Consider the following 23,708-nt stretch of genomic DNA (forward strand, 5'->3'; position numbering starts at 1 on the left):
CGACTACTCCCCGTCCTCCAGCGCGTGCCACGACAGCCGCGGGTCCCGCGCCGCCGAGGTCTGGTCGACACGGCGCGCGGTCGTCTTGTGCGGCGCGTCGTGGAGTTCCTCGTCGGAGTCGGCGAACGCCTCGTTGAACGCGTGCGCCAGGTCCTCCAGCGAGCGCTTGTTCTCCACCTCGGTCGGCTCGGTGAGCATCGCCTCGTCGACGAACTCGGGCCACTTCGTCGTCGGCGGGTGGACGCCGTAGTCGAGCATCCCCTTCGCCACGTCGGCGGCGTCGCGCTCGCCCGCGGTCGCGGCGAACTCGTGGTGGAACGGGCCGTACGGCACGTCCAAGTCGAGCAGGCTCGCGAGGTAGTTCGCGTTCAGCGTCGCCTTCGCGGAGGCGTCGAGCAGCCCCTCGTCGCCGAGGCGGCGGATGTACGCGTACGCCCGGATCAACACGAGCCAGTTGCCCGAGAAGCCGTGCACCTTCCCGATGGAGCGGGCGGGGTCGAACAGCTCGTACTCGGGGCCGTCCGCGTCCTCGGTCGTGTCGTCCACGTCGTCGGCGTCGCCCGCGTCCGCGAACGCGCCGCCGTCGGCGGCCGCGGCCGGCGTGTCCGCCCCGACCTTCCGCACCTGCGGGCGCGGGAGGAACTCGGCCAACTCCTCGACGACGCCGACCGGCCCGGCACCGGGCCCGCCGCCGCCGTGGGGGGTGGCGAACGTCTTGTGGACGTTGTAGTGCATGATGTCGAACCCCATGTCGCCCGGGCGAGCGCGACCGAGCAGGGCGTTGAGGTTCGCGCCGTCGTAGTACAGCAGGCCGCCCGCGTCGTGGACCACGTCCGCGATGTGGGCGATGTCGCGCTCGAACAGCCCGACCGTGTTGGGGTTGGTGAGCATCAGCGCCGCGGTGTCCTCGCTCACGGCGGCCTCCAACGCCTCCACGTCGACGCGGCCGTCGTCGCCGGAGGGGAGTTCGACCACGTCGTAGCCCGCCATCGCCGCGGTGGCGAAGTTGGTGCCGTGCGCGGACGCGGGGATGATGACCTCCGACTTGTCGGTGCCGTGGTGCTGGTGGTACGCCTTCGCGACCGCGATGCCGGTGAACTCGCCGGCGGCGCCCGCGGGCGGCTGGAGGGTGACGGCGTCCATCCCGCCGATGGTCGCGAGGTACTCCTGCAGCCCGTAGAGGAGTTCGAGGGTCCCCTGCACCGTCTCGGGGTCGCGGTCGGGGTGGACCGCCGCGTTCGGGTCGGCCGCGACCGCGTCGGTGAACGAGGGGTTGTACTTCATCGTACAGGAGCCGAGGGGGTACGGGCCCAACTCGACGCTCCAGTTCATCTGCGACAGCCGGGTGTAGTGGCGCGCCAGTTCCGGCTCGGAGATCCGGGGCAGCTCCAGCGAGTCGCGCGTCAGGTCGTCCGGGAGCACGGAGTTCTCGCCGGGGTCGACCGCCGTCGCGTCCTTCTCCGACAACAGGGGCTCGTTGCGGGTGTCGTCGCCGAAGCGGGCCTGGTCGAAGTTCACGCGAGCCACCTCCGTGGCGAGCGCGAGCACGTCGGACGCGGTCCGACGGAGTTCACCGGACCACCTCCGCGAACGCGGCGACGAGGTCGTCGGCCGCGTCGGCGTTCAGGTCGGTCACGCACACCTGCAGCGTCCCGTCGTCGAGGACGTGGACCGCGAACCCCGCCTCGCGCAGGTCGGCGGCGACGCCGGGCGCGTCGGCGACGCCGACGGTGAACTCCCGGAAGTGGTGGCGGTCGTCCAGCGGCGCCTCGACGCCCTCGACGGCGTCCAGGTCCGCCGCCAGCGACGCGGCGTTGCGGACGCAGTCCTCCGCCAGCGCGACGAGCCCCTCGGGGCCCAGCGAGGCGGCGTGCATCGCCGCCCGGAGCGCGACCCACGCCTGGTTCGTGCAGATGTTGGAGGTGGCGCGCTCCTTGCGGATGTGCTGTTCGCGCGTCTGGAGGGTGAGCGTGAACGCCCGGCGGTCGGCGGCGTCCTCGCTCTTGCCGACGAGGCGGCCGGGCACCTGCCGGAGGTAGTCCTCCTTGCAGGCGAACAGACCGAGCCCCATGCCGTAGCTCGTCGGGAGCCCGAGCACGTCGGCCTCGCCGACGACGACGTCGGCGCCGACGCTCGCCGGCTCCTGCAACAGCGAGAGGGCGACGGGGTCCGAGCCGACGCAGAACAGCGCGTCGGCGTCGTGGGCGAGGTCGCCGACCGCCGCCAGCGCGGGCTCGATGGCGCCCGTCACGGTCGGCGTCTCCGCGTACACGAACACGGTGTCGTCGCCGACGCGGTCGGCGAGCGCGTCGAGGTCGACCGTGTTGTCCGCGTACGGGTACGTCTCGACCGTCAGGTCGGAGCCGTCGACGTAGTTGTCGAGGGTGGCCCGCTTCCCGTCGCGGAGCGCCTCGGGGACGAGGACGGTCGTCCCGGAGGTCGAGCGGACGCGCTCGGCGAGGAGGGCGGCCTCCGCGAGCCCGGTCGCGGCGTCGTACATCGAGCAGTTGGCGACCGGCAGCCCCGTCAGCTCCACCAGCATCGACTGGTACTCGAACAGGGCCTGGAGGAACCCCTGTGCGATCTCGGGCTGGTACTGGGTGTAGCTCGTGAGGAACTCCGAGCGCGAGGCGAGGTCGTCGACGACCGCGGGGACGTAGTGTGCGTAGTGCCCGCGCCCGAGGAACTCGGTGAGGTCGTCGTTGCGCGCGAACGTCTCGCGGAGGTCCGCACGCACCGTGCGCTCGTCGCGCTGCGGGATGCCGAACTCGCCGTCGAAGGCGACCTCGTCGGGGATGTCGAACAGGTCGGCCTCGCTGTCGACGTCGAGGGCCTCGAGCATCGCCGCCGTCTCGGCGGCGGTGTGGGGGGCGAACGGCGACCCGCTCGACCCGGCGGTGCGGCCGCTCATCGCGACCCCACCCCACCACGTCCGTGCGGGGAAGCGGGCGTTCCGTGTCCACGTCTGTCCATAGATGTGCCTACGGCGCGCCCACCAAGAGTCGTTCGTTCCCGGGCGGCGTGGCCGCCTCGTCCGGCGGGATCACTCGCGTGCGAGTGAGTCGTTCCGCGGAGCCGTTTTTGTCCGTCGCGCCCCGACGACCGCCCGTGCCCGACCCGGTCGACCCGCCGAAGACCGACCCGCTCGACGTGGACGACGAGGCCGACGTGACGCCCCGCCCGTACGCGGATCTGGTCCACGGCGTCATGGAGGCGCGCGGCTGCTCGAAGCCCGACGCCGAGGCGTGGGTGGACGAACACGGGCGCGAGGCCGCCGAGCGGTTCCTCCTCGCGCGGTGGGCGGGCCGGTGATCAGCCCTCGGTCGGCGTCTCGGTGAACGTCGACTCGTCGACGGCCAGGTCCGCCCAGTAGACGCTCCCCTCGTACTCGACGACGTAGTCGCCGGACACGCGCCACTCGTCGCGCTCGGCGTCCCACTCGAAGCGGACGGGGTCGTGGGCGCGGAAGCGGTCGACGAGCGCGCGGAAGGCGTCGCCGGGCCGTTCGTCGTGGTCGAGGTGGTAGCCGGTGCCGGCGCGCTCGTGGGACGTGTCCCCAGTGGGCGTGTCCGCGATGGCCGTCTCGACGATGTCGCGCTGGGGGTCGGTGAGTCCGTCGAGCGACCACGCGAACCGCTCGCGCACGTCGGCGCCGAACGCCACGGCCGAGGAGACCCGGTCGGCGGTCAGTTCGTAGGTGTAGACGGTGTACGAGCCGTCTTCGTCCACCTCGACGGTCGCGGGGCCCTCCGGCCAGACGACGGCCCCGTACTCCGGGTCGGGGACCAGCACCGACGCCTCGACGGCCTCGGGGCGGTAGCGGAGCGTGGTGATCACGCCCGGCGGTCGGTGGTCGTCGTAGCCGGCGGCCGCCAGCGCCTCCCGATCGACCGCGGGGAGGTCAGCGAAGGCGATGCTGTCGTCCGGGCCGGGCGTCTCCTCGCCGTCCTCGGTGCGGATCGGGTCCATCGTCACGCCGAACGCGCGCATCTCGCGGGAGTCGGTGGGCTCGGCGGCGAAGCGGTACACGCCCTCGCCCGCGACGACGACCGGGCGGTCGGTGGGCAGCGGCGGCTCGGTGTCCTCGACGGTCGCCGAGCCGGTCTCGACGACCTCGCGGGCGAGCGCGTCGCGGTTCTCCGGGTCGGGGTCGGCCCCGTCGCCGGCGCCGAACCTCCACAGCGCCCGGTCGGCGAGGCCGGCGTCGTCTTCGGGAACCATCTGGAGGGAGGCGGTCGGTGCGGGGACACAGCCGGTGCAGCCGCCGGCGGCTGTCACGGCCAGCGTCGCCGTCGTCGCGAGGAACGAACGGCGGTCGAGTCGCATACCGCCGACTACCGGACAGGGGAGTGAGAGTTTTGTGGTGACGAAAACGGGCGTGTGTGTCTCGCGCGGCGGCGTCGCCTACGCGATCTGGTCGGCGTACTCCTCGGCGGTGAGCAGGTCGTCGAGGTCGCCTTCGTCGACGTCGAGCTGCAGCATCCACCCCTCGCCGAACGGGTCGTCGTTGACGAGCTCGGGCGCGTCGAACAGCGCCTCGTTCACCGCGGTCACCGCGCCCGAGGCGGGCGCGTACAGGTCCGAGACGGCCTTGATCGACTCGATGACGCCGAACTCGGCGCCCGCCTCCACGGCGTCGCCCTCGCTCGGGAGTTCCACGAACACCACGTCGCCGAGTTCGTCCTGCGCGAAGTCGGTGATGCCGACCCGGCCCGTCTCCGGGTCGATCCACTCGTGCGACTCGCGGTAATGCAGGCCCTCGGGTACGTCGAAGCTCATCGTCTATCGGTACCCGTGCGGCGAGGGTACTTGGGTGTATGCGAATCCGACCGACCCGCCGGATCCCCGGCGACGGCGGCGCGGGCGGGCCGGCGACGACCACCGGCCGAGCCGCTACTCGAACGGGACCGTGACGACCTTGGCGCGCTTCTCGCGGCCGCGGACGACGACGTTCACCTCGGTGCCGGGGTCGGTGAGGTCCACCGGGAGGTACCCCAGCGCGATGGGCTTGTCGAGGCTCGGGCTCATCGTCCCGGAGGTGACGACGCCGACGACGTGGCCGTTCTCGTCGGTGACGTCGTAGCCGTGGCGCGGGACGCCGCGGTCGAGCAGTTCGAGCCCGACGAACGTCTCCTCGACGCCCGTCTCCGCCTGCTCGGCGAGCGCGTCGCGCCCGACGAAGTCGGTGTCGAGGTCGACGACGAAGCCGATGTCCGCTTCGTACGGCGTGCGCGGCTCGTCCTCGGGGTGGAAGTCCTGCCCAGACAGCAGGAACCCACGCTCCATACGGAGGGTGTCGCGGGCGCCGAGCCCGCACGGCGCGGCGTCCTCGGCGAACAGGCCCCACACGTCCTCGGCGGCGTCCCACGGACAGAGCACCTCGAAGCCGTCCTCGCCGGTGTACCCGGTCCGGGCGACCCAACACTCCGCCCCGGCGATCGGGGCGTACGTCGCCGAGAAGCGCGACAGGTCCAGCAGGTCCGGCCCGCCGGCGTCGACGGCGTCGGCGACGAGGCCGGGCGCGTCGGGCCCCTGCACCGCGAACATGGCCCAGTCCTCGGTGACGTTGCGCACCTCGCAGTCGAGGGCCCGCTCGTCGCGGTGGGCGACCCACCGCTCGTGGGACTCGGCGTCGTGGCCGGCGTTCGGGACGAACAGGTACGCGGGGACGGCCCCGTCCTCGCGCACCTCGTCGGGGAGGCGGTAGACGACCGTGTCGTCGAGCATCACGCCGTCCTCGCGGGTGATCGCGGCGTACTGCGCGTCGCCGACGTCGAGGGCGGCCACGTCGTTCGTCGTCAGGCGGTCCACGAGCGTCCCCGCGTCGGGGCCGGCGACGACGATCTCGCCCATGTGGGAGACGTCGAAGACTCCCGCGGCCTCCCGCACCGCCGTGTGCTCGGCGCGGATCGAGTCGAACTCGACGGGCATGTCCCACCCGCCGAACTCGGTGAACTTCGCGCCGCGCGCGGCGTGTGCCTCGCGGAGGGGCGGCTTCCGGAGCGTCATACCCGACCGGTCGGTCGCCCCCGAGTAAGGGTTTGGCGTTCGGCGCCGACCGCCGTCGGCCGGCGGCACACGCGGCGTCGGTTCACACGAGTTTCAGTATCGATAGCCGGAGAACTCAATATTAAATACCTCAAACGGGTGGGTCCGACGATGTTCGGACTCGGAGGAACGGGGGCACTCGCCGTCTACGTGGCGGCGTACACGGTCGCGATCGTCGGGTGCGGCGTCGCGCTCCGTCGGGCTGTCTCCGTCGACGACGACGAGACGCGGCGGGGACTGGTGGCGCTGTTGGTCGCCAGCGGCGGCTGGGCGGTCGCCCAACTGGCGTACCTGCTCGCGCCGACGGCCGACCTGCAGTACGCGCTGTACCTGACCGGCCTCGTCGTCGGCCTGACGACGATCGGCGGGTGGCTGTACTTCTGTTCGGCCTACACCGGCCGGTCGTTCCACCGCGATCGGACGTACCGGCGCGTCGCCGTCGGCGCCTACCTCGCCGTCGTCGCGATCAAGGTCACCAACCCCTTCCACCAGCTGTACTTCACCGCCGAGTTCGTCGCGACGCCGTTCCCGCACCTCGCCGTCCAGCAGGGGCTCGCCCACTGGGTCGTCACCGGCCTGTCGTACTCGCTGGTCGCGATCGGCTTCTTCATGCTGTTCGACCAGTTCCTCGAGGCCGACTTCGACACCCGCCCGCTCGGGGCGCTGGTCGGCGCGACGGCGTTGCCGGTCACGTTCGACCTGACCGAGATGGTCACCCCGGTGTTGCTGGACCTCAGCATGGAGCCGGTCGGCGTCGCCGTCTTCGCCGTCGGCACGCTGTACGTGTTCGAGGACCGGTTCCTCTCGGTACAGCTGTCCGACGGGGTCGACGAGGCGCTGATCTACCTCGACGAGGACGACCGCGTGCGCGAGGCGAACGACCTCGCTCGCGACACGCTCCCGGCGCTGCGCGGCGCGCGCGGCGAGCCGATCGCGGAGGTCCTCCCCGAGGTCGCCGCGGAGCTCGACGGCGGCGAGGGGCTGTTGGACCGCGTCGCCGCCGACGGCCACCGGTACTACCTCGTGACGACGACGGAGTTCGTCCGGGCGCACGGCAGCGTCGGACGGCTCGTCATGTTGAGCGACGTGACCGGCTCCGAACGCCGTCGCCAGGAGCTGGCCAGACAGAACGAGCAGTTGGAGTCGTTCGCCGCGGCGATGCGCCACGAACTGTTCAACACGCTCCAGATCGTCGCCGGACGCGTCGAGATCGCGGGGACCGAGCTCGAGGACGGCGACGTGGCGGCGGCCCGCGAGTCGCTGTCGACCGCCTCCGAGACCGCCGAGCGCATGCGGATGCTGGTCGAGGACTTCGCCGCGCTCGCGCGCCAGGGGCGGACCATCGAGGGCACGGAGTGGACCGCGTTCGACCCGACCGTCGAGCGTGCGTGGCGGTCGCTCCCGACCGACGGCGTCGTCCTCGAGGTGGAGCGCGGCGGCCGGATCGACGCCGACCCCGACCGGCTCGAGTCGCTGCTGGCGAGCGCGTTCCGGTTCGCCGTCCACAACGACGCCTCGCGGGTGACCGTCGCGCTGCGCGAGGACGGCATCGCCGTCGCCGACGACGGCAACGAGTACCCGCACCTGTCGCCGGAGTCGTTCTTCGAGTACGGCGGCGCCGTCCCCGACGCCGAGGCCGGCATCGCGCTCCCGAACGTCCGCACGCTCGCGCAGGTCCACGGCTGGGACGCCGACGTCGACGCGACGTACGACGGCGGCGTCAGGGTCGTCGTCACCGACGCGTGCACGGACGTCGGGGAGCCGTCGACGAGCGCGGACGGCGCCGACCCCGAGCGCGCCTCCGTCGCCGGCGAGTAGCGCCGCTGGGAGGCGAGTCGGTCGAAAAAGCGACCGTCGCGACGGGGGCCGGGATCAGTAGGCGTCGACGTACGCGGCGACGTCGAGCAGGCGGTTCGAGAAGCCGTACTCGTTGTCGTACCACGTCAGGATCTTGGCGACGCCCTCGTCGTCGTCGCCGACGACGTTCGTCGAGCGCAGGTCGACGTACGACGAGAACGGCAGCCCGAGGATGTCGCGGCTGACGACCTCGTCGTCCGTGTAGCCGAGCACGCCCGCCAGCGGCCCCGAGTCGGCGGCGTCGCGGAACGCCGCGTTGATCTCGTCGGCCGACGGCGACTCCTCCAGGTCGACGACCAGCTCCGTGAGCGAGCCGTTCGGGACGGGAACGCGCATCGCCATCCCGTCGAGCTTGCCCTGCAGCTGCGGGAGGATCTCGGTGGCCGCCTTCGCGGCGCCCGTCGACGTGGGGACGATGTTCTCGGCGGCCGCGCGGCCGCGGCGGGTCTTCGCCTTCGGCCCGTCGACGAGGTTCTGACTCCCCGTGTACGCGTGGACGGTCGTGAGCGTCCCGGAGGCGATGCCGAACTCCTCGTCGAGCACCTTCGCGACCGGCGTGACGGAGTTGGTCGTACAGGAGGCGTTCGAGACGACCGTCTCGCCGTCGTACTCCTCCTCGTGGTTGACGCCGTACACGAGCTGCTTGACCGGCGCCTCGCCCTTCGGCGGCGCGGAGATGACGGCCACGTCGGCGCCCGCCTCGACGTGCTTCTCGGCGTCGCCCTTCGTGCGGAACACGCCCGTACACTCCAGCGCGACGTCGACGCCGAGGTCGTCCCACGGGAGGTCGGCGGGGTCCTGCTCGTCGAACAGCGGCACCGCCGTGTCGCCGATGGCGAGTTCGCGGGACTCCGCGTCGTAGCTCACGCCGTCGAGGCGACCCATCACGGAGTCGTAGGCGGCGAGGTAGCGCATCTCCTCGCCGTCCATCACGTCGTTGATGCCGACCAGCTCGATGCGCGGGTCCTCCATCACCGCGCGGAACACGTTGCGCCCGATCCGACCGAACCCGTTGAGCCCGACGCGCACGGGGTTCTCGACGTCGTCGCCCGCCGCGAGGTACGATTTACTCATATCCGAATAACTGATGGCCGACGACTTATCGCTTGTGGGTGCGGCCGAGCGGCGCGAATCGGGGCGCGAGACCCGACCCAGCGGCCGGTGTGCCGGGGGGAGAAGGCTTATTCGGCAAAGCGTACAAGGAAGGTTGAGAATGCGTGACAACCGCGACGATCCGTTCGGCGACATCTTCGACGAGATCGAACGGATGATGAGCGAAATGACCGGCGCACCCGGAAACGGTTCGGGGTTCGGCGACGCCGGCTTCGGCGACGAGACCCACGTGTCGGTGTACGAGGAGGGGTCGACGATCCGACTCGTCGCGGACCTCCCGGGCGTCGACAAGGGGGGGATCGACCTCCAGTGCGACGGCTCGACGCTCACCGTCGTCGCCGAGGGCGACCACCGCCGCTTCGACGAACGGGTCCGCCTGCCCGCGCGCGTCGACGAACACTCCGCGTCGGCGTCGTTCAACAACGGCGTCCTCGAGGTGACGTTCGACGTGCTCGAACCGTCGGCCGACATCGACGTCGAGTAGTCCGCCGCGCAGCGCCCGTTCTCGCGACCCTTACCGCTCGGCCGTCCGACGCACCAGCGCCGCCAGCGACGCGTCGAACCCGTCGCGGTACTTCGCGGCGGCGTCGACGGTCGGCCGCGCGTTCGTCTCCGAGACGACCAGCCGGCCGTCCGACGCCAGCAGGTCCACGCCCACGAGCGGGACGTCGAGCGCGCGCGCCGCCCGCTCGGCCAGGTCGCGGGCGTCGTCGTCGAGGGCGACCCCTCGGCGACCGCGCCGCGGTGGACGTTGTGTTTCCAGTTCCCCTCGGCGACCGCGCCGTCGGGGAGCCGACGCTCCACGGCGCCGGCGTAGTCGCCGTCGACGACCATCGCGCGGTAGTCGGTGGCGTCGGGGAGGAACTCCTGCACGAGGAACGACTTGTCGCCGGTCGCGCGGTAGTCGTGGACGAGGTCGAGGTAGTCGGTGACGCCCAGCAGGCTGTCGGGGTCCGCCGCCTTGGCGACGCCCACGCCCCGCGTCGCGGAGTTGGGCTTCACGACGACCGGGTAGCCAACCTCGTCGGCGGCCGCCAGCACCGCCCCGTCGTCGACGGGGTTCGACACCGCACGCGTCTCGGGCACCGGGAGGCCGGCGGCCGCCAGCGTCGCCAGCGTCCCGGCCTTGTTGCGCGAGGCGAGCACCGCCTCGCGGCCGTTCACCCACGGCACGTCGAGGTGGGTGTCGACCACCGCGCCCTCCATCAGCCGCGAGGGGTACACCCAGCCGACGTCGAAGCCGGCGAACTCGCCGTCGGGGTCGGCGTCGACCCGGAGCACGCGCTCGTCGGGTCGGACGTGGTCGACGGCGATGCCGTGGGGCGCGAGTCGCTCGCGGAGGCGGTCGAACGTCTCCGCGCGCGTCGTCACGGCGAGGCGGAGGTCGGGGTCGGTGGGGGGCGACGGCATCGTCGGTCGCCACGAGGGGGCCGCGCGGATAGCCGTTCGGCTCGGCGGCGCCGACGGGGGCGGCCCGCGACCGGCGGACGCCGGGCCGTCGGCGGCCCGCTCGGGGGCCCCGTTCGGCGCCGACCCCGACACGCTCCCACACGCGCATCCGGAGAAACGAGGCTTCTTACGGCCCGAGCAGGTAGTCGCTGCCATGAGCGATCCCGACGTTCCCTCGCAGGTGCCCGTGGAGTGCCCGGGCTGTGCCGAGGAGACGCCCCACGAGGTGCTGAAACCCGGCGGCCACGCGACGGTGCAGTGTACGCAGTGCGGCCACACCCACAAGGTCGAGGTGCCGGAGCCGACGACCGTCGACGTCGACGTCGTCGTCTCGCAGGACGGCGAGTCGTACACGACGACGCTCGCGGGCGAACCCGAGGAGACGGTCGCCACCGGCGACGAGTTCATCGTCGAAACCCCGGAAGCGATCCAGCAGGTGCGCGTCACCTCGATCGAGCTGTCGGGCGACCGCCGCGTCGAGGAGTCCGACCTCGAGCACGCCGCGACCGTCTGGACGCGCGTCGTCGACAACGTCGGCGTCAACGTCACCGTCCACCCGAAGGACGGCCGCCGCGACGAGACGCGGAGCCTGAAGGTGTACGTCCCCGGCGACTACGAGTTCACGGTCGGGAAGACCGAGTCGTTCGGCGACGACGAGATCGAGATCGAGGGCGTGCAGGTGCGCGACGAGGCCGCCGACACCTACCGCCACGAGAAGTTCGACCACGACGGCGACATGGTGTACGCGAAGGACGTGAAGCGGGTGTACGCCCGCGACACCAAGACCGCCGCCTGGTCGGCCTGGTAGGCCGCCGACGGCCGCTCGCGACCCGCCCCGACGGACGCGGGTCGGGCGGCCCGACCGCCGAGGGATGCCCTTTTATCCACCCAGTCGAAGGTCGGGGAACGAACGATGCCGACCGACGAGCGGACCGGGCTCGACGCCGAGGAGTTGCTCCTCGTGTGGGCGGCGCGGCGGACGGGGGTGCTGGAGGCGCTGTTGACGACGGCGGGGACGCCGGCGCAGGTCGCCGAGACCACCGACGTCGCCGAGCCGTTGGCTCGCCGGCTCGTCGAGGCGCTCGCGGACCTGGGGTTCTTCGAGGCGGTCGGCGACGAGTACGAGCCGACGAACCGCGCGCTCGGGCTGCTCGCCAAGCGGGACGTGCGCTCGATCGGGGCGACGCCCCACGCGCTCGACGAGCTGGACGAACTGGTCGGCCTCCCCGAGACGCTGGAGACCGGCGTCCCGCCGGAGCGCCGCAGCGACTGGGAGGCGAACGCGCTGGGCGCCCACTACGCCACCGACCCCGCGGTCGTCCGCGCGTGCGTGACGGCCGCCGTCCGCGCGCGCCCGGACGCCGACGCGGTCGTCGACCTCTGTGGCGCCTCGGGCGTGTACGCCCGCGAGTTCGCCGCCCGCGGCCTCGACGCCACGCTGGTGGAGTCGCCGTCGGCGATCGACCTGCTCGGGCGCGTCCACGGCGACGACGTCCGCTTCCACGCCGGCATCCCCGCGACGCTCGACGGCTCGTTCGACCTGGCGTTCCTCGGCGACGGCCTCTCGGGGATGGACCCCGCGGAGGTCGTCCCGACGCTGTCGGTCGCGGTCGACCTCCTCGACGGCGACGGCGCGCTCGTCGCGACCGGCGTCCTCGACGACGGCACCGGCGACGCCGTCGCCGTCGAGGCGCGGGCGCTGGCGGCGGGCCACGGCGGGGCGTACGAGCCGGACACCGTCCGTCACTGGTTCAGCGAGGCCGGCCTCGCGGACGTCCGCGTCGACCCGATCCCCGGGACGGACCGCCACGCCGCCGTCGGCGTCGTCGACGGGTAACTCGCCGGCCGTGGCGGGGACCCGGACCCGGACGACCGGGACGGGTCCCCGTCCCCGTGGCGCGGCTACTCCGACCCCACCCTCGGATCGAGCGTCGCGGTCACGGCGTCCTCGGCGAGCGTCCCGAGGACGCCGAGCAGGGAGGTGATCAGCGTCGCCGCGAGGACGACCGCGACGTCGCGGTCGCGGATCGCCTCCAGCGTCACCAGGCCGAACCCGGGCATCCCGAGCGCCGCCTCGACGAGGTAGACGCCGAGCAGGAGCGCCCCGAGCACCCGGATCGAGAACAGCGCGACGATCGGCGCCGCGGCGTTGCGGAGCACGTGGGCGGCGACCCGCCGCGGCGGTGCACCGTTGGCCCGGACGAGTTTCACGAAGTCGGTGCCGACGACCGCGGCGGTCTCCGCGGAGGCGTACCGGACGATCGCGGCCCCGAGCGTCGTCGCGACGACGGCGGTCGCGACCCCGACCGCCGCGACGTTCGGTCCCGCCAGCGGCCCCACGTCGGGGTTCCAGCCGCGACCACGCCGGCGCGCTCGGCGGCGACCAGCGCGATCGCCTCCGCGAGCAGGAACGCCGGGAACGCCGCGCCGAGGTGGCCGAACGCCTCCGCGAGTCGGCCGACGGTGCCGCGCCACAGCGAGGCGGCGAGTCCGCCGAGGACGCCGAATACCCCGGCGAGTAGGACGCCCGGGACGAGGTACGCGAGCGTGACGCCCAGCGCCGGACCCAGGATGGCGTCGACCGGGCGGTCCTGCACGTACGAACGGCCGAACTGGAGCGTGCCCAGTTCCCACAGCCAGTGCCCGTACCGCCGGTGCAGCGGCTCGTCGTAGTGCATCCGTTCGCGGTACTGTTCGGCGACCGCGCGGGCCTCCTCCGGCGGGAGGCCCCACTGGATGAAGCTGAGGTTGTGGTCGGGCGCGGCCGCGAGCGCGAGGAAGGCGACGGTGACCACGACCCAGACGACGAACCCCGCCCACGCGAGCCGACGCGCGAGGAACGCACGGGCGGTCACGCCGGGGCACCCCGGGACTGGCTCGTCGACGGGTCGGTCGACTGCGCCGGCGGCGCCCGGAACCGGGCGCCACGCGGCGGGAGGGAGTCGATCCGCATACCACGGCCCTGCAGACGACAGCCGTATAATACTACCGCGGCCCCCCACCCGCCCCGGCGGTACCATTATTCGCCCGGACCATCACGCAGGCGACGTGCGAACGGTTCCCACTCCCTCGCGGGCGCCCTCCGCTCGTGATCGACCCAGTACTGCCTTCCGACGCGACCCGACGGTTTCCCGCGGGGGGGAACCGCCGTGAGCCACGGCTCGGACGCGGTCGAGGACCGCTTCGAGGTCGACACGGACGGCCGACGGGTCGTCGACCGCCTCCCGGTCCGACTCCGGACGGTGGCGCTGGCCGGCGTCCTGACCGTGCTCGCGGTCGCCGGTGTCTGGGAGGAGGTGGTGACGCCCGACGGCGTCGTCCCGTTTTGGGGGGTGTCCACGTCGATCATCGAGTACCTGTACTACGCCTCGCTGGCGGTCGCGGCGTGTTACGTCGGGGTCCCGCTCGCCCGTCGCCCCGACCTGCGCCGCCGTTACTGGCGGCGTCTCCGCCGGAGACCGGTCGGACTCGCGGCGGCGGCGTACCTGCTGGTGGTGTGGTACGCCGCGACGTTCGGCGCGTGGACCATCGACGCCCTCGGCGTCGAGTCGACCGAGGAGATCACCTACGGCGTGCCGCCGTCCCAACCGCCCGCGTGGGCGACCGTCGAGATGTCGCCGACGATCCCCTACTGTCAGGGGACGCTCGAGGGCGACCTCTGTCACGGGACGTGGTACTTCCCGCTCGGGACGACGGTCAACGGGGACGGGCTGGTCACCCTGATCGTGGAGGGGGGGCGCGCGTCGCCGTGCAGGTGTCGTTCGTCGCCGCCGCGCTGATCGTCCCGGTCGCGGTGGTCGTCGGCGTCACGGCCGCCTACTACGGCGGGCGCGTCGACGCCCTGTTGATGCGGTACGTCGACCTCCAGCGGGTCGTGCCCGCGGTGTTCGTCGTGTTGCTCGTGCAGGAGTCGTTCAGCCGGAGCCTCGTGTCGATCGTCGTGGTGTTCGGGCTGTTCGACTGGGACGGCACCGCGCGGCTCGTCCGGTCGGCCGCACGCTCGCGGGTCGACACCGGCTACGTCCGGGCCGCCCGCGACGCCGGCGCGAGCGACCTCCGGATCGTCCGCCGACACGTGATCCCGAACGTCTCCGAGACGGTCGTCGCGGCCGTCGCCGACAGGATGCCGATGCTCGTGCTCGTCGAGGCGGGCGTCGCCTACCTCGGGTTCACCAACCCCCCTCGCGCAGTCGTGGGGGTCGACCATCGCGATCGGCTTCACGGCGTTCCCCGAGCTGTGGTGGCCCGTCCTGTTCGCCGCGCTCCCGCTCGTGGCGACGGTGGCCGCGATGTCGGTGCTCGGGTCGGCGTTGCGCGACGTGCTCGACCCGAAGGCGGGGGTGGGCGCGTGAGCCGCGACGACGGGGAACCGCTGTTGTCGGTGCGCGGCCTCCGGACCCGCTTCCCCACGCCCGACGGCGTCGTCCGCGCCGTCGACGGCGTCTCCTTCGACGTGCACCCCGGCGAGACGGTGTGCCTCGTCGGCGAGTCGGGGTCGGGGAAGACGGTCACCTGCGAGTCGATCGGCGGGATCGTGGACGCGCCCGGCGAGGTCGACGGCGGCGAGGTCCGGTTCGACGACCGCGACCTCACCGAGCGCTCCGAACGGGAGCTGCGGTCGATCCGCGGGGACCGGATCGCGTACGTGTTCCAGGACCCGCAACGCTCCCTCGACCCCGTCTACACGGTCGGCGACCAGGTCGCCGAGGCCGTCGGCTACCACCGCGGCGTCGACGGCGCGACCGCCCACGACCGCGCCGTCGACCTGCTCGACCGGGTCGGGCTCCCCGACGCCGGCGGCCGCGCGGACGACTACCCCCACCAGCTCTCCGGCGGGATGAAACAGCGGGTCGCCGTCGCGATGGCGTTGGCCGGCGAGCCGGACCTCCTGATCGCCGACGAGCCGACGACCGCGCTCGACGTGACCGTGCAGGCGCGGATCCTCGACCTGTTCGCGGACCTCGGCGCCGAGGCGGACCTCGCGACGCTGTTCGTCACGCACGACCTCGGCGTCGTCGCCGGGATCGCCGACCGCGTCGTCGTCATGTACGGCGGCCGCGTGATGGAGCGCGGCGACGTGACCCAGGTGTTCGAGCGGCCGGCCCACCCGTACACCCGGGCGCTCCTCGGGTCGCTCCCCGGGCGCGACGGCGAGCGGATCGGGGGCGAACCCCCCGACCTGATCGACCCTCCCGAGGGGTGCCGGTTCCACCCGCGGTGTCCCCACGCGGTCGCCGAGTGCCGCGGCGGGGACCACCCGCCGGTGTACGACGCGGTCGCCGGCGGCGAGGCCGCGTGTGTGTTCCACGACGGCGTGCGCGACCCCACGGCCCTCGACCGTGGCGCCGGCGACCCCGGCGACGGCGACCCGACGGCGACCCCCGCGGCGCGCGACGGGGCGGGGTCCGGCGCGGGGGTGGTGACCGGTGAGCCGACGCGGGACGGCCGACGACGGGTCGACCGGGGACGCCCGAGCGACCGACGGCGACGGACCCCCCGCGGACGGCGACCGACCGGCCGGTCCCTCGGGGTCGGAGCCGCTCGTGGCGGTCGAGGGACTGGAGAAACACTACCCCGTGCGGTCCGGATTGCTCCGGCGGCGGACCGGCGCCGTCCGCGCCGTCGACGGCGTCTCCTTCGAGGTCGGTCGCGGGGAGGCGCTCGGGCTGGTCGGGGAGTCCGGGTGCGGGAAGTCGACGGTGGCGGAGACCCTGCTCCGGTTGGAGGAGCCGACCGGCGGCACGGTCCGGTTCGACGGGACCGAGGTGTCCGGGGACGTCGACGACGCCACGATCGACGACCTCCGCCGGCGGACCGCGACGGTGTTCCAGGACCCGGCCGACAGTCTCGACCCGCGGATGCCCGTCGGCGAGTCGGCCGCCGAGCCGCTCGCGGTCCGCGGGGTCGCCCGCGACCGCCGGCGCGACCGCGTCGCGACGCTGTTCGAGCGGGTCGGTCTCTCGCCGGACCTGCGCGACCGCTACCCCCACGAACTGTCCGGGGGGCAAAAGCGGCGCGTCACCGTCGCCCGGTCGCTCGCGCTCGACCCCGAGTTCGTCGTGCTCGACGAACCGACCGCCGCCCTCGACGTGAGCGTGCAGGCGGCGATCCTCGACCTGCTCGCGGAGCTGCGCGGCCGGTTCGGCCTCTCGTTGCTCCTGATCAGTCACGACATGAGCGTGGTCCGGGAGGCGTGCGACCGCGTGGCGGTCATGTACGCCGGCGAGATCGTCGAGACGGGACCGACCGCGGCGGTGCTCGACGACCCCGCCCACCCGTACACCCGGGCGCTCGCCGCGGCAGTCCCGACGCCGGACCCCCGCGCGGGCCGGCCCGAGAACACCCTCTCGGGGGCGGTGCCGGACCCGTCCGACCCGCCGGACGGCTGTCGGTTCCACACGCGGTGTCCGGAGGTGATCCCCCCGGCGGGGAGCGCGCTCTCGAGCGAGGAGTTCGCCGCGGTGGTCGACTTCCGGACGGCGCTGGCGGACGGCACGGCGGACGTCGGCGGGTCGCGGTCGGCCGACGCCGGGGACGGCCGCGAACGCGCGCTCCGGGAGGCGTACGGCCTCCCCGACCCGGGCGGCGAGGAGGGGAGGCGCTCGTGGCGGCGCTCGCGCTCGCGGCGGACGGCGACGACGACGCCGCGCTCGCGCGCCTGCGCGAGGCGTTCCCGTCGGTCTGTCTCGGCGAGGCGCCGGCACGGACGCCGGTAGACCGGTCGGAGGGGGCCCGGACCGAGGACGGCGACGACACGGGCTCCCGCGTCGGGACGGCCGCGTGTCACCTCACCGACCGGTGAGGGGGCGGCGCCTTCTCAGGCGGCGCCGGGGCGCGCGGGCGACGTGAGGCGTGACCGGCGGCCCCGCTGGGCGTCCGGACCGTGTTCGAGCCGTGGGCGCGTTCGGCACCGTCGGGTGGACCGGCCGAGCCGGCTCCGCACCGTCGCGGCCGCGCGGTCGACGCGCCTCGCGTTCGCCGGCCTCCTCGCGGTCGTCGTGCTCGTCGCGGTCGTCCGGGCGGCGCGTCGCCGTCTCGCCGCTCGGCGGCGGGCGGAAACGACGTAGGAGGGGGCGGTGGACCTACCGGGCGGACGCGGACCGCTCGTGGGCGAGCCCGATCTCCGGCTCGTCGGGATCGCGCTCCCCGTCCTCGAGGGAGTAGAAGCGCTGTCGTGCGTCCATGATGTTCAGCTCCTCTCTGAGCACGTCCGCCTCGCGGAGCTCCTCGAGCGCGTAGCGGACGGTCCGCTGTGGCAGCAGCGTCTCCTCGGCGAGCGCGGCCTGTGTGAGTCGCTCGTGTCGTTCGAGGACGACGAACACCAGCTTCGCGCTGGGCGGGAGCTCCGCCACCGCCGACCGCAGGTCCGTTGGCATCGGTAGGGCCCACTCCCGGCATCGCAAAGACGCTCTGCATCGTGTGCACCGGACGCGCACAACCGACCGCCACGCCGCGGTCCGGGGCGGCGAGCGTGCGGTTCATTAGCTGTGAGGTCGTGCGGTCGGCCATGGACGGACCCGACCCGGCGCTGCTGCGCGAGGACATGCTCGACTCGGTCGAGCACACGCTCGGTCGCGCGGTCGCGCCGGCGGTTCGGGAGGCGATGGCGACGGTCCCCCGCGAGGAGTTCGTCGCCGAGGCGCCGTACGCGAACCGGGCGGGCGAACAGGGCGGGACGCGCGTGCTCGCGCCGGCGACGGTCGCGCGGCTGCTGTCGGCGCTTGAGGCGGACGCGGGCGACGAGACGCTCGTCGTCGGCGCCGGCGTCGGCTACACCGCGGCGGTGCTGGCGGAGGTGGTGGGCGCGAGACACGTCCACGCCGTCGACATCTCCCGGCGGATGGTGTACGACGCCCGGCAGAACCTCTCGGCGGCCGGCCACGGCGCGGTGCTCGTCGACCGCGCCGACGGCGCCCGCGGGCTCCCCGCGTACGCCCCGTTCGACCGCGTGCTCGTCGAGGCGGCGGCCGTCGAGCCGCCGCGCGATCTCGCGGACCAGCGGCTCCGGGGGCCGGCTGGTCCTCCCGCGCGGACGGGGCGCCGACCAGACGGTCGTCGCGTTCGAGCCCGACGAGGCCGGGCGGCTCCACGAGGCCGACACCGCGGGCCCGGTGTCGCTGTCGCCGCTGTTGGTCGAGGGCGAACAGGCCGGCGCGGGCGTGCGCAACCGGACCCACCGCGAGGACGCCGAGTTCTCCGACCAGGGCTACTTCGCGAAGACCGGGTGGGAACACGAGTGGATCGACTGGGACGACCGCCTGACCGGGACGGATCGCTGACGGGCGCCCCCGCCGTCGACCGCGCTTCGAGAGCTTTTAGCGACGCCCCCACCCACGACCGACAACCATGGATGCCGACGGGGACCCGACGAGGGCCGCGGACGTCGATCCGGCGGCGGTGCTCGCCGACGGGGGACGGCCCGACTGGTACCGCGACGCGGTGGTGTACAGCCTCGACGTCAAGACGTTCCAGGACAGCGACGGCGACGGCTGGGGCGACTTCCGCGGGCTGATCGACCGCCTCGACTACCTCGAGGAGTTGGGCGTCGACTGCCTGTGGATCCGGCCGTTCTACCCGAGCCCGCTGCGCGACAACGGGTACGACGTCGCCGACTACCGCGGCGTCGACGACCGCGTCGGGTCGCTCGACGCGTTCGACGCGCTCGTCGAGGAACTGGACGAGCGGGGGATCCGGCTGATCACCGACCTCGTGCTCAACCACACCTCGACCGAGCACGAGTGGTTCCAGCGCGCCCGCGAGGACCCCGAGTCGAAGTACCACGACTACTACCTGTGGACGAGCCACGTCGAGCAGGCGTACAACACGTCCAACATCTTCCCCGAGTACGAGGACGGCGTCTGGAGCTACGACGAGGTCGCGGACAAACACTACTTCCACCAGTTCTACAACCACCAGCCCGACCTCAACGTCGCCAACCCGGACGTCCAAGAGGAGCTGTTCTCCATCGCGGAGTTCTGGCTGGAGCGGGGCGTCGACGGCTTCCGCATCGACGCCGCCCACCCGATGGTGCTGCCGAAGGGACACAACGCCCACCGGCTGGACGACCCGCAGTGGCTGTTCCGCGAGCTGAAGCGGCGGGCGCGCGCCGTGAAGGACGACGCCGTCCTGCTGGCGGAGGCCGACGACGAGCCCGACCGGCTCGACTTCTACTTCGCGGGCGGCGAGGGGTTCGACGCGCTGTTCAACTTCGTCGGCAACTCCCACGTCACCTACGGCGTCGGCGTCGGCGACACGTGGCCCCTGTACCGCATGTTCGAGCAGATCCCCGACGCCCAGCCGAACGGCCACGTCTGGTGGGCGAACTTCCTGCGCAACCACGACGAGTGGAACCTCCTGAAGCTCCCGCACGAGGCGCTCGAACACGCCCGCGAGGAGTTCCGCGAGGGTCACGGCGACGGGCGCGACTCGTGGATCTTCGGCCGGGGCCACCGCCTCCGGCTGGCGGACCTGTACGACGGCGACCACGACCGGATCGCGATGGCCCACAGCCTCCTGCTGTCGCTGCCCGGGACCCCGATCCTCTTCTCGGGCGACGAGATCGGGATGCACGCCGATCTCGACCTGCCCGAGCGACAGGCCGTCCGCACGCCGATGCGGTGGGACGGCGACGAGCCGAACGCGGGCTTCTCGACGGCCGCCCCCGAGGAGTTGGTGCTCCCGGTCGACGGCACCGGCTGGCCGGGCGTGTATCAGGCCGACGCCGCCGGCCAGCGCGGCGTCGAGGGGTCGCTGTTCGAGCGCGTCGCCGACGCCACCGCGGCCCGGGCGGCGAGCCCGGAGGTCGCGCGCGGCGACTGTTCGATCGTCCACGTCGACCCGAAGGAGGTGTGGGCCCACCGCTTCGACCACGACGGGACGACGCTGCTGGCGGTCCACAACTTCGCCGACGAGCCGCGCGAGGTCGTCGCCGACGTCGACGTCGCCCCGGACGCCGTCGAGCGCGTGCTCGGCGCGTCCGACTACGACCTCGTCGACGACGGCGTGCGCGTGACGCTGGGCGGCTGTGACTACCTCTGGCTGCGCGGCGAGCGGCGGTAGCGCGGGCTCACTCGGCGGCGTCCGCGTCGTCGCGCTCGGCGGGGTCGACGGCCGGGAACCGCGCGACGACGCGAGCGCCGCCACCGGGGGCGTCCTCGTAGGCGACGGTGCCGCCGGCGGCGTCGACCGTCCACCGCACGAGCCACAGCCCGACGCCTTGCCCGTGTTCGGTCGGCGTCTCCGAGGCGTACCGCAGCGGCGCCCGACTGTCGTGTGTGATCCCCGGGCCGTCGTCGGCGACGCGTAACACCGCCTCGCCGTCCTCGGCCGTCAGCGACACCGCGACCGTCGGGTCCTCGAGGTGCTCGATCGGGTTCGTCAACAGCTCCTCGGCGACGAGCGACAGCGGCGCCGCGCCGGCGACGAAGACGGCCTCGTCGGGCAACGCGAGCCGGACGTCCGCGGGGGCGCGCCCTCGAGCACGCGGGTGACCGCCTCCTCGACGACGGCGGCCGCGTCGACCGGGTCGGGCCGGTCGGCGTCGACCACGTCCTCGCGGAACCGCCGGGCGCTGTCCGACAGCGCGAGGGCGTCCGCCGCCGCTTTCCGGACGTGGTCGGCGTCCGCCCGGACCGCGTCGACGTCGATGCCCGGGTCCGCGTCGGCGCCGTCGACGGCGGCGAGCACCTCCTCGATGTGGTCGGTGTAGCCGAGGACGACGTTGAGGCGGTTGCGGATGTTGTGTCGGAGGACGCGGTCCAACACCGTGAGTCGCTGGTCGCGGGTGACGCGCTCGCTCACGTCGCGCTGGAACCCGAGGTAGTGGGTCACCGTCCCGTCGGCGTCGGTGATCGGGGAGACGTCGAGGGCGTTGTACCACGTCCGCCCGTCCGCCCGGCGGTTCAACAGCACGACCGACGCCTCCTCGCCGGCGTCGATGGCGCGCCGGAGGCGGGCCACCGGCTCCACGTCGGTCGCGTCCGTCTGGAGGAACCGGGGGTTGCGCCCGAGGAGTTCGTCGCCGGACAGCCCCGTCAGGCGCTTGAACTCGTTGTTCGCGTAGACGAGGACCTCGTCGTCGTCGGTGTGGTCGGCGATGGTGATGCCGACGGTCGCCTCGTCCATCGCCCGCCGGTACAGCGCGAGGCGGTCCTCCCGCTCGCGCCGCTCGCGCAGGTCGCGCGCGAGGACCTGCACCTCGCCGTCGCCCACGTCGATGGCGGTCACCTCCACCGGGACGCTCGCGGGACGCTCGCGTGCGGTCCCGACGGCGTCGGCGGCGTCGGCGCCGTCGCGGTCGTCGGCGACCCCGCCGTCGGCGTCGCGCGCGACCGAGCGTGCCAACACGGTCTCCACCGGGCCGCCGCGCCCGGTGTCGGCGGCACACGCGAGCGCCGACGTGACGGCGTCGCGGTCGACCGGCGGGACCAGCGAGGCGAACGACCGCCCCGCCAACCCCGTCGGCTCCGCGCCCAACAGCGACTCGGCGACGGGGTTGGCGTACGTCACCGTCCCCTCGCGGCAGCGGAACACGGCGTCGGGCAGGTACCGCACGAGGCGACGGAGGCGGTCGCGGCCCGCCGCCGCCTCCGCGGAGCGGCGCTTGGCGCGGGCCAGCGACCGCAGCCGCCGCTCCAGCGCCGGGCCACCGGCCGGGTGGGCGAGCAGGTCGTCGACCGCCTCGCCCGCCTCGCCCAGGGCGGCGAGCGTCTCCTCCGGGTCGCCGGCGTCCGCCGGGACGACCAACACCGCCGGGAGGTACGCCCGCGTCGTCGCGCGGACGGCGGCGAGCGCGTCGGCGTGGGCCCGGAGCCCGGCGGCGTCGAGCAGACAGACGTCGAAGTCGGCGTCGAACGGGGCCGCCGCCGGCCCGACCCGCGGGACGAACCCGTCCTCGCCGTCGAGCCGCTCGCGGAGCTCCGCGCGGACGGCCGCGTCGTCGACGACGAGCAGGACGGCGGCGTCGGGCGCGTCGTCGGTCATCCGTGGCTCCCGTCGCCGACCGGCGGCGGTCCGGTCGCCGCTTCCCCCCGAGGTGTCGCTCGCCGGGTCCGTGTCCGCCGGCCGGACCGCGAGGACGTGTACATACCGGATCGAGGGAGCGTCGGCTACATAAGCAGGGGGGGAGGTGTCCGGCGCCTGGGGCGTCGCGCGCGCCGGTCGGCGACGGCGGCGGCCGACCGCGTCCCGGTCACTCGATCCGGAGGGGGTCGCCGTCGGAGGCGAACACCGCGTCGACGACGCGCTGGACGGCCGTCGCCTCCGCGAACGAGACGAGGTCGCCGTCGCCGCCGTCGAGCGCCGTCACGAACTCGTCGACGAGCGTCAGCGTCGTCGACGCGCGGTCGGCGCACAGCTCCCGTTCGTCGTCGGTGCCGGGGTCGGCGACCAGCCGGTACCACTCGGTCAGCGCCAACTCGCCGTCCGTCCCGGTCACCGTGATGGCGTTCTCCTCGGGGCGGTCGTGGTCGGTGAGCAGGTCGATCGTCCCGTGGACCGGCGCGTCGGTGTCGACCGCGCCGGCGTCGGCGCTCCCCTCGCCGCCCGCGGCGAACCAGCCGACGACCGACTCCTCGCACTCGTCGGGGCCGGCGTACTGCACCGCGGCGCTCAGGCGATCGACGCCGCCGAACAGCTCCCGCACGCCGAACAGGAAGTGCGTCCCCACCTCGCGGACCGGCCCGCCCTGCTCGCGCGAGCGGAGCCAGTCGACGTCCTGCCACTCGCGGGGCCACCGGGGGAACCGGAAGTCCAGCGAGACGCGCCGGGGGGTGCCGACCTCGCCGGCGGCGACCCGCTCGCGCAGCTCGACGAACCCCGGCGTGTAGCGGAACGGGAGGTTCACCGCGGTCACGAGGTCCGTCTCCGCCTCCAGCGCGGCGAGTTCGGCGCCCGCCTCGGCGTCCTCGGCGATCGGCTTCTCGCAGATCACGTCGACGCCGGCGTCGAGGCCGGCGGCGGCGATCTCGCGGTGGTGGACCGGCGGGACGCCGACGTACAACACGTCGAGGTCCGCGGTCGCCAGCATCGTCCCGTGGTCGGTGTAGGCGTCGGCGTCGCGCTCGGCGGCGAACGACTCGGCGCGGTCGGCGTCGACGTCGCAGGCGGCCGCGACGGTCGTCTCCGGGTGGTCGGCGAACGACTCCGCGAGCCGGGTGCCGATGACGCCACAGCCGACGATCCCCACGTCGTACATACCGGCGGGTTCGGCCGCGGCGGGATGTGCGTTGCCATCGCGGGAC

Annotated in this window: 20 protein-coding genes and 5 pseudogenes; 12 read left to right on the forward strand and 13 right to left on the reverse strand. The window is 73.5% G+C overall.

Annotated elements, in window-relative coordinates; translation table 11 throughout:
• Positions 1-3: 3 nt before the first annotated feature.
• Both gcvPB and gcvPA read right to left on the reverse strand, forming a co-directional pair.
• Entirely contained in the window at positions 4-1,518 is a 1,515-nt protein-coding gene (gcvPB, locus tag P0R35_RS08905; protein ID WP_284012152.1) for an aminomethyl-transferring glycine dehydrogenase subunit GcvPB, read from the reverse strand.
• 52 nt (positions 1,519-1,570) lie between these two features.
• On the reverse strand, positions 1,571-2,911 hold the full coding sequence (gene gcvPA / locus P0R35_RS08910) for an aminomethyl-transferring glycine dehydrogenase subunit GcvPA (RefSeq protein ID WP_284012153.1): 1,341 nt from the start codon (positions 2,909-2,911) through the stop codon (positions 1,571-1,573).
• Between the two features lie 197 nt (positions 2,912-3,108).
• Between gcvPA and P0R35_RS08915 the strand changes: the two genes are divergently transcribed.
• Positions 3,109-3,312, forward strand: coding sequence for a hypothetical protein (locus tag P0R35_RS08915; protein ID WP_284012154.1), 204 nt, complete (start codon positions 3,109-3,111; stop codon positions 3,310-3,312).
• Here P0R35_RS08915 and P0R35_RS08920 read toward each other — a convergent pair whose 3' ends face one another.
• The 3 genes from P0R35_RS08920 to gcvT all read right to left on the reverse strand — a co-directional run bounded on the left by P0R35_RS08920 (position 3,313) and on the right by gcvT (position 6,009).
• A complete protein-coding gene (locus tag P0R35_RS08920) occupies positions 3,313-4,326 on the reverse strand; it encodes a hypothetical protein (protein WP_284012155.1) in 1,014 nt (337 codons plus the stop codon).
• Between the two features lie 78 nt (positions 4,327-4,404).
• Positions 4,405-4,779: a glycine cleavage system protein GcvH gene (gcvH, locus tag P0R35_RS08925; protein WP_284012156.1), complete on the reverse strand. Its 375-nt coding sequence runs from the start codon at positions 4,777-4,779 to the stop codon at positions 4,405-4,407.
• 114 nt (positions 4,780-4,893) lie between these two features.
• Complete coding sequence (gcvT, locus tag P0R35_RS08930; protein ID WP_284012157.1) at positions 4,894-6,009, reverse strand: glycine cleavage system aminomethyltransferase GcvT; 1,116 nt, start codon at positions 6,007-6,009, stop codon at positions 4,894-4,896.
• Between the two features lie 150 nt (positions 6,010-6,159).
• Here gcvT and P0R35_RS08935 point away from each other — a divergent pair, with 150 nt between their 5' ends.
• Positions 6,160-7,866, forward strand: a complete 1,707-nt coding sequence (locus tag P0R35_RS08935) for a sensor histidine kinase (RefSeq protein ID WP_284012158.1) — start codon at positions 6,160-6,162, stop codon at positions 7,864-7,866.
• A gap of 54 nt (positions 7,867-7,920) precedes the next feature.
• On the opposite strand, the gene gap is transcribed toward P0R35_RS08935, so the two are convergent.
• Positions 7,921-8,979, reverse strand: coding sequence for a type I glyceraldehyde-3-phosphate dehydrogenase (gene gap / locus P0R35_RS08940; protein ID WP_284012159.1), 1,059 nt, complete (start codon positions 8,977-8,979; stop codon positions 7,921-7,923).
• A gap of 139 nt (positions 8,980-9,118) precedes the next feature.
• Here gap and P0R35_RS08945 point away from each other — a divergent pair, with 139 nt between their 5' ends.
• Positions 9,119-9,502, forward strand: a complete 384-nt coding sequence (locus tag P0R35_RS08945; RefSeq protein WP_284012160.1) for an Hsp20/alpha crystallin family protein — start codon at positions 9,119-9,121, stop codon at positions 9,500-9,502.
• Between the two features lie 30 nt (positions 9,503-9,532).
• Here the strand turns inward: P0R35_RS08945 and P0R35_RS08950 are convergent.
• Positions 9,533-10,428 (reverse strand): annotated as a pseudogene (locus P0R35_RS08950) (ATP-grasp domain-containing protein).
• Between the two features lie 193 nt (positions 10,429-10,621).
• On the opposite strand from P0R35_RS08950, the gene P0R35_RS08955 reads away from it, so the two are divergent.
• Positions 10,622-11,275: an HVO_0476 family zinc finger protein gene (locus P0R35_RS08955; protein ID WP_284012161.1), complete on the forward strand. Its 654-nt coding sequence runs from the start codon at positions 10,622-10,624 to the stop codon at positions 11,273-11,275.
• Positions 11,276-11,380: 105 nt separating this feature from the next.
• The gene (locus tag P0R35_RS08960) at positions 11,381-12,304 is read left to right on the forward strand and encodes an SAM-dependent methyltransferase (RefSeq protein WP_284012162.1); all 924 of its coding nucleotides are present in this window, start codon (positions 11,381-11,383) and stop codon (positions 12,302-12,304) included.
• Positions 12,305-12,369: 65 nt separating this feature from the next.
• Here the strand turns inward: P0R35_RS08960 and P0R35_RS08965 are convergent, their stop codons facing one another.
• Together P0R35_RS08965 and P0R35_RS08970 are read right to left on the reverse strand one after the other, a co-directional pair.
• Positions 12,370-12,729: an ABC transporter permease subunit gene (locus P0R35_RS08965; protein ID WP_284014591.1), complete on the reverse strand. Its 360-nt coding sequence runs from the start codon at positions 12,727-12,729 to the stop codon at positions 12,370-12,372.
• On the reverse strand, positions 12,675-13,322 hold the full coding sequence (locus P0R35_RS08970; protein ID WP_284012163.1) for an ABC transporter permease family protein: 648 nt from the start codon (positions 13,320-13,322) through the stop codon (positions 12,675-12,677). Before P0R35_RS08970 ends, P0R35_RS08965 begins: the two co-directional genes overlap by 55 nt.
• Before the next feature lie 294 nt (positions 13,323-13,616).
• Between P0R35_RS08970 and P0R35_RS08975 the strand changes: the two genes are divergently transcribed.
• The 5 genes and pseudogenes from P0R35_RS08975 to P0R35_RS16840 all read left to right on the forward strand — a co-directional run bounded on the left by P0R35_RS08975 (position 13,617) and on the right by P0R35_RS16840 (position 17,269).
• Positions 13,617-14,246 (forward strand): hypothetical protein, encoded by a 630-nt coding sequence (locus P0R35_RS08975; RefSeq protein ID WP_284012164.1) that lies wholly within the window; start codon positions 13,617-13,619, stop codon positions 14,244-14,246.
• 68 nt (positions 14,247-14,314) lie between these two features.
• Positions 14,315-14,575 (forward strand): annotated as a pseudogene (locus P0R35_RS16645) (ABC transporter permease subunit); the annotation flags it as partial.
• 240 nt (positions 14,576-14,815) lie between these two features.
• Positions 14,816-15,808, forward strand: a pseudogene (locus tag P0R35_RS08980) (ABC transporter ATP-binding protein); the annotation flags it as partial.
• A 235-nt stretch (positions 15,809-16,043) separates the two neighbouring features.
• Positions 16,044-16,823 (forward strand): annotated as a pseudogene (locus P0R35_RS16835) (ATP-binding cassette domain-containing protein); the annotation flags it as partial.
• A gap of 248 nt (positions 16,824-17,071) precedes the next feature.
• The gene (locus P0R35_RS16840) at positions 17,072-17,269 is read left to right on the forward strand and encodes a hypothetical protein (protein WP_490396513.1); all 198 of its coding nucleotides are present in this window, start codon (positions 17,072-17,074) and stop codon (positions 17,267-17,269) included.
• A 280-nt stretch (positions 17,270-17,549) separates the two neighbouring features.
• Here P0R35_RS16840 and P0R35_RS08990 read toward each other — a convergent pair whose 3' ends face one another.
• On the reverse strand, positions 17,550-17,843 hold the full coding sequence (locus P0R35_RS08990) for a MarR family transcriptional regulator (protein WP_284012166.1): 294 nt from the start codon (positions 17,841-17,843) through the stop codon (positions 17,550-17,552).
• A gap of 131 nt (positions 17,844-17,974) precedes the next feature.
• Between P0R35_RS08990 and P0R35_RS08995 the strand changes: the two are divergent.
• Together P0R35_RS08995 and P0R35_RS09000 are read left to right on the forward strand one after the other, a co-directional pair.
• Positions 17,975-18,746 (forward strand): annotated as a pseudogene (locus P0R35_RS08995) (protein-L-isoaspartate O-methyltransferase family protein).
• 67 nt (positions 18,747-18,813) lie between these two features.
• Positions 18,814-20,526: an alpha-amylase family glycosyl hydrolase gene (locus tag P0R35_RS09000; protein ID WP_284012167.1), complete on the forward strand. Its 1,713-nt coding sequence runs from the start codon at positions 18,814-18,816 to the stop codon at positions 20,524-20,526.
• Between the two features lie 7 nt (positions 20,527-20,533).
• On the opposite strand, the gene P0R35_RS09005 is transcribed toward P0R35_RS09000, so the two are convergent.
• From P0R35_RS09005 to P0R35_RS09015, 3 genes are all read right to left on the reverse strand, one after another.
• Positions 20,534-20,911 carry an ATP-binding protein gene (locus tag P0R35_RS09005; protein WP_284012168.1) on the reverse strand — a complete coding sequence of 126 codons (378 nt, stop codon included), beginning with the start codon at positions 20,909-20,911 and terminating at the stop codon, positions 20,534-20,536.
• Entirely contained in the window at positions 20,845-22,449 is a 1,605-nt protein-coding gene (locus tag P0R35_RS09010) for a PAS domain-containing protein (protein WP_284012169.1), read from the reverse strand. The genes P0R35_RS09005 and P0R35_RS09010 overlap by 67 nt, the downstream gene beginning before the upstream one ends.
• Before the next feature lie 208 nt (positions 22,450-22,657).
• Positions 22,658-23,662, reverse strand: coding sequence for a Gfo/Idh/MocA family protein (locus P0R35_RS09015; protein ID WP_284012170.1), 1,005 nt, complete (start codon positions 23,660-23,662; stop codon positions 22,658-22,660).
• Positions 23,663-23,708 lie beyond the last annotated feature (46 nt).

Source organism: Halobaculum litoreum (genome assembly GCF_030127125.1).
GTDB classification, from domain to species: Archaea; Halobacteriota; Halobacteria; order Halobacteriales; family Haloferacaceae; genus Halobaculum; species Halobaculum litoreum.

Coding starts and splice junctions, on each gene's coding strand:
- P0R35_RS08920 (WP_284012155.1), bottom strand. CDS start 4,326: ATGCGACTCGACCGCCGTTCGTTCCTCGCGACGACGGCGACGCTGGCC.
- P0R35_RS09015 (WP_284012170.1), bottom strand. CDS start 23,662: ATGTACGACGTGGGGATCGTCGGCTGTGGCGTCATCGGCACCCGGCTC.
- P0R35_RS09010 (WP_284012169.1), bottom strand. CDS start 22,449: ATGACCGACGACGCGCCCGACGCCGCCGTCCTGCTCGTCGTCGACGAC.
- gap (WP_284012159.1), bottom strand. CDS start 8,979: ATGAGTAAATCGTACCTCGCGGCGGGCGACGACGTCGAGAACCCCGTG.
- P0R35_RS08935 (WP_284012158.1), top strand. CDS start 6,160: ATGTTCGGACTCGGAGGAACGGGGGCACTCGCCGTCTACGTGGCGGCG.
- gcvH (WP_284012156.1), bottom strand. CDS start 4,779: ATGAGCTTCGACGTACCCGAGGGCCTGCATTACCGCGAGTCGCACGAG.
- P0R35_RS09000 (WP_284012167.1), top strand. CDS start 18,814: ATGGATGCCGACGGGGACCCGACGAGGGCCGCGGACGTCGATCCGGCG.
- gcvT (WP_284012157.1), bottom strand. CDS start 6,009: ATGACGCTCCGGAAGCCGCCCCTCCGCGAGGCACACGCCGCGCGCGGC.
- P0R35_RS08990 (WP_284012166.1), bottom strand. CDS start 17,843: ATGCCAACGGACCTGCGGTCGGCGGTGGCGGAGCTCCCGCCCAGCGCG.
- gcvPA (WP_284012153.1), bottom strand. CDS start 2,911: ATGAGCGGCCGCACCGCCGGGTCGAGCGGGTCGCCGTTCGCCCCCCAC.
- P0R35_RS08955 (WP_284012161.1), top strand. CDS start 10,622: ATGAGCGATCCCGACGTTCCCTCGCAGGTGCCCGTGGAGTGCCCGGGC.
- P0R35_RS08945 (WP_284012160.1), top strand. CDS start 9,119: ATGCGTGACAACCGCGACGATCCGTTCGGCGACATCTTCGACGAGATC.
- P0R35_RS08960 (WP_284012162.1), top strand. CDS start 11,381: ATGCCGACCGACGAGCGGACCGGGCTCGACGCCGAGGAGTTGCTCCTC.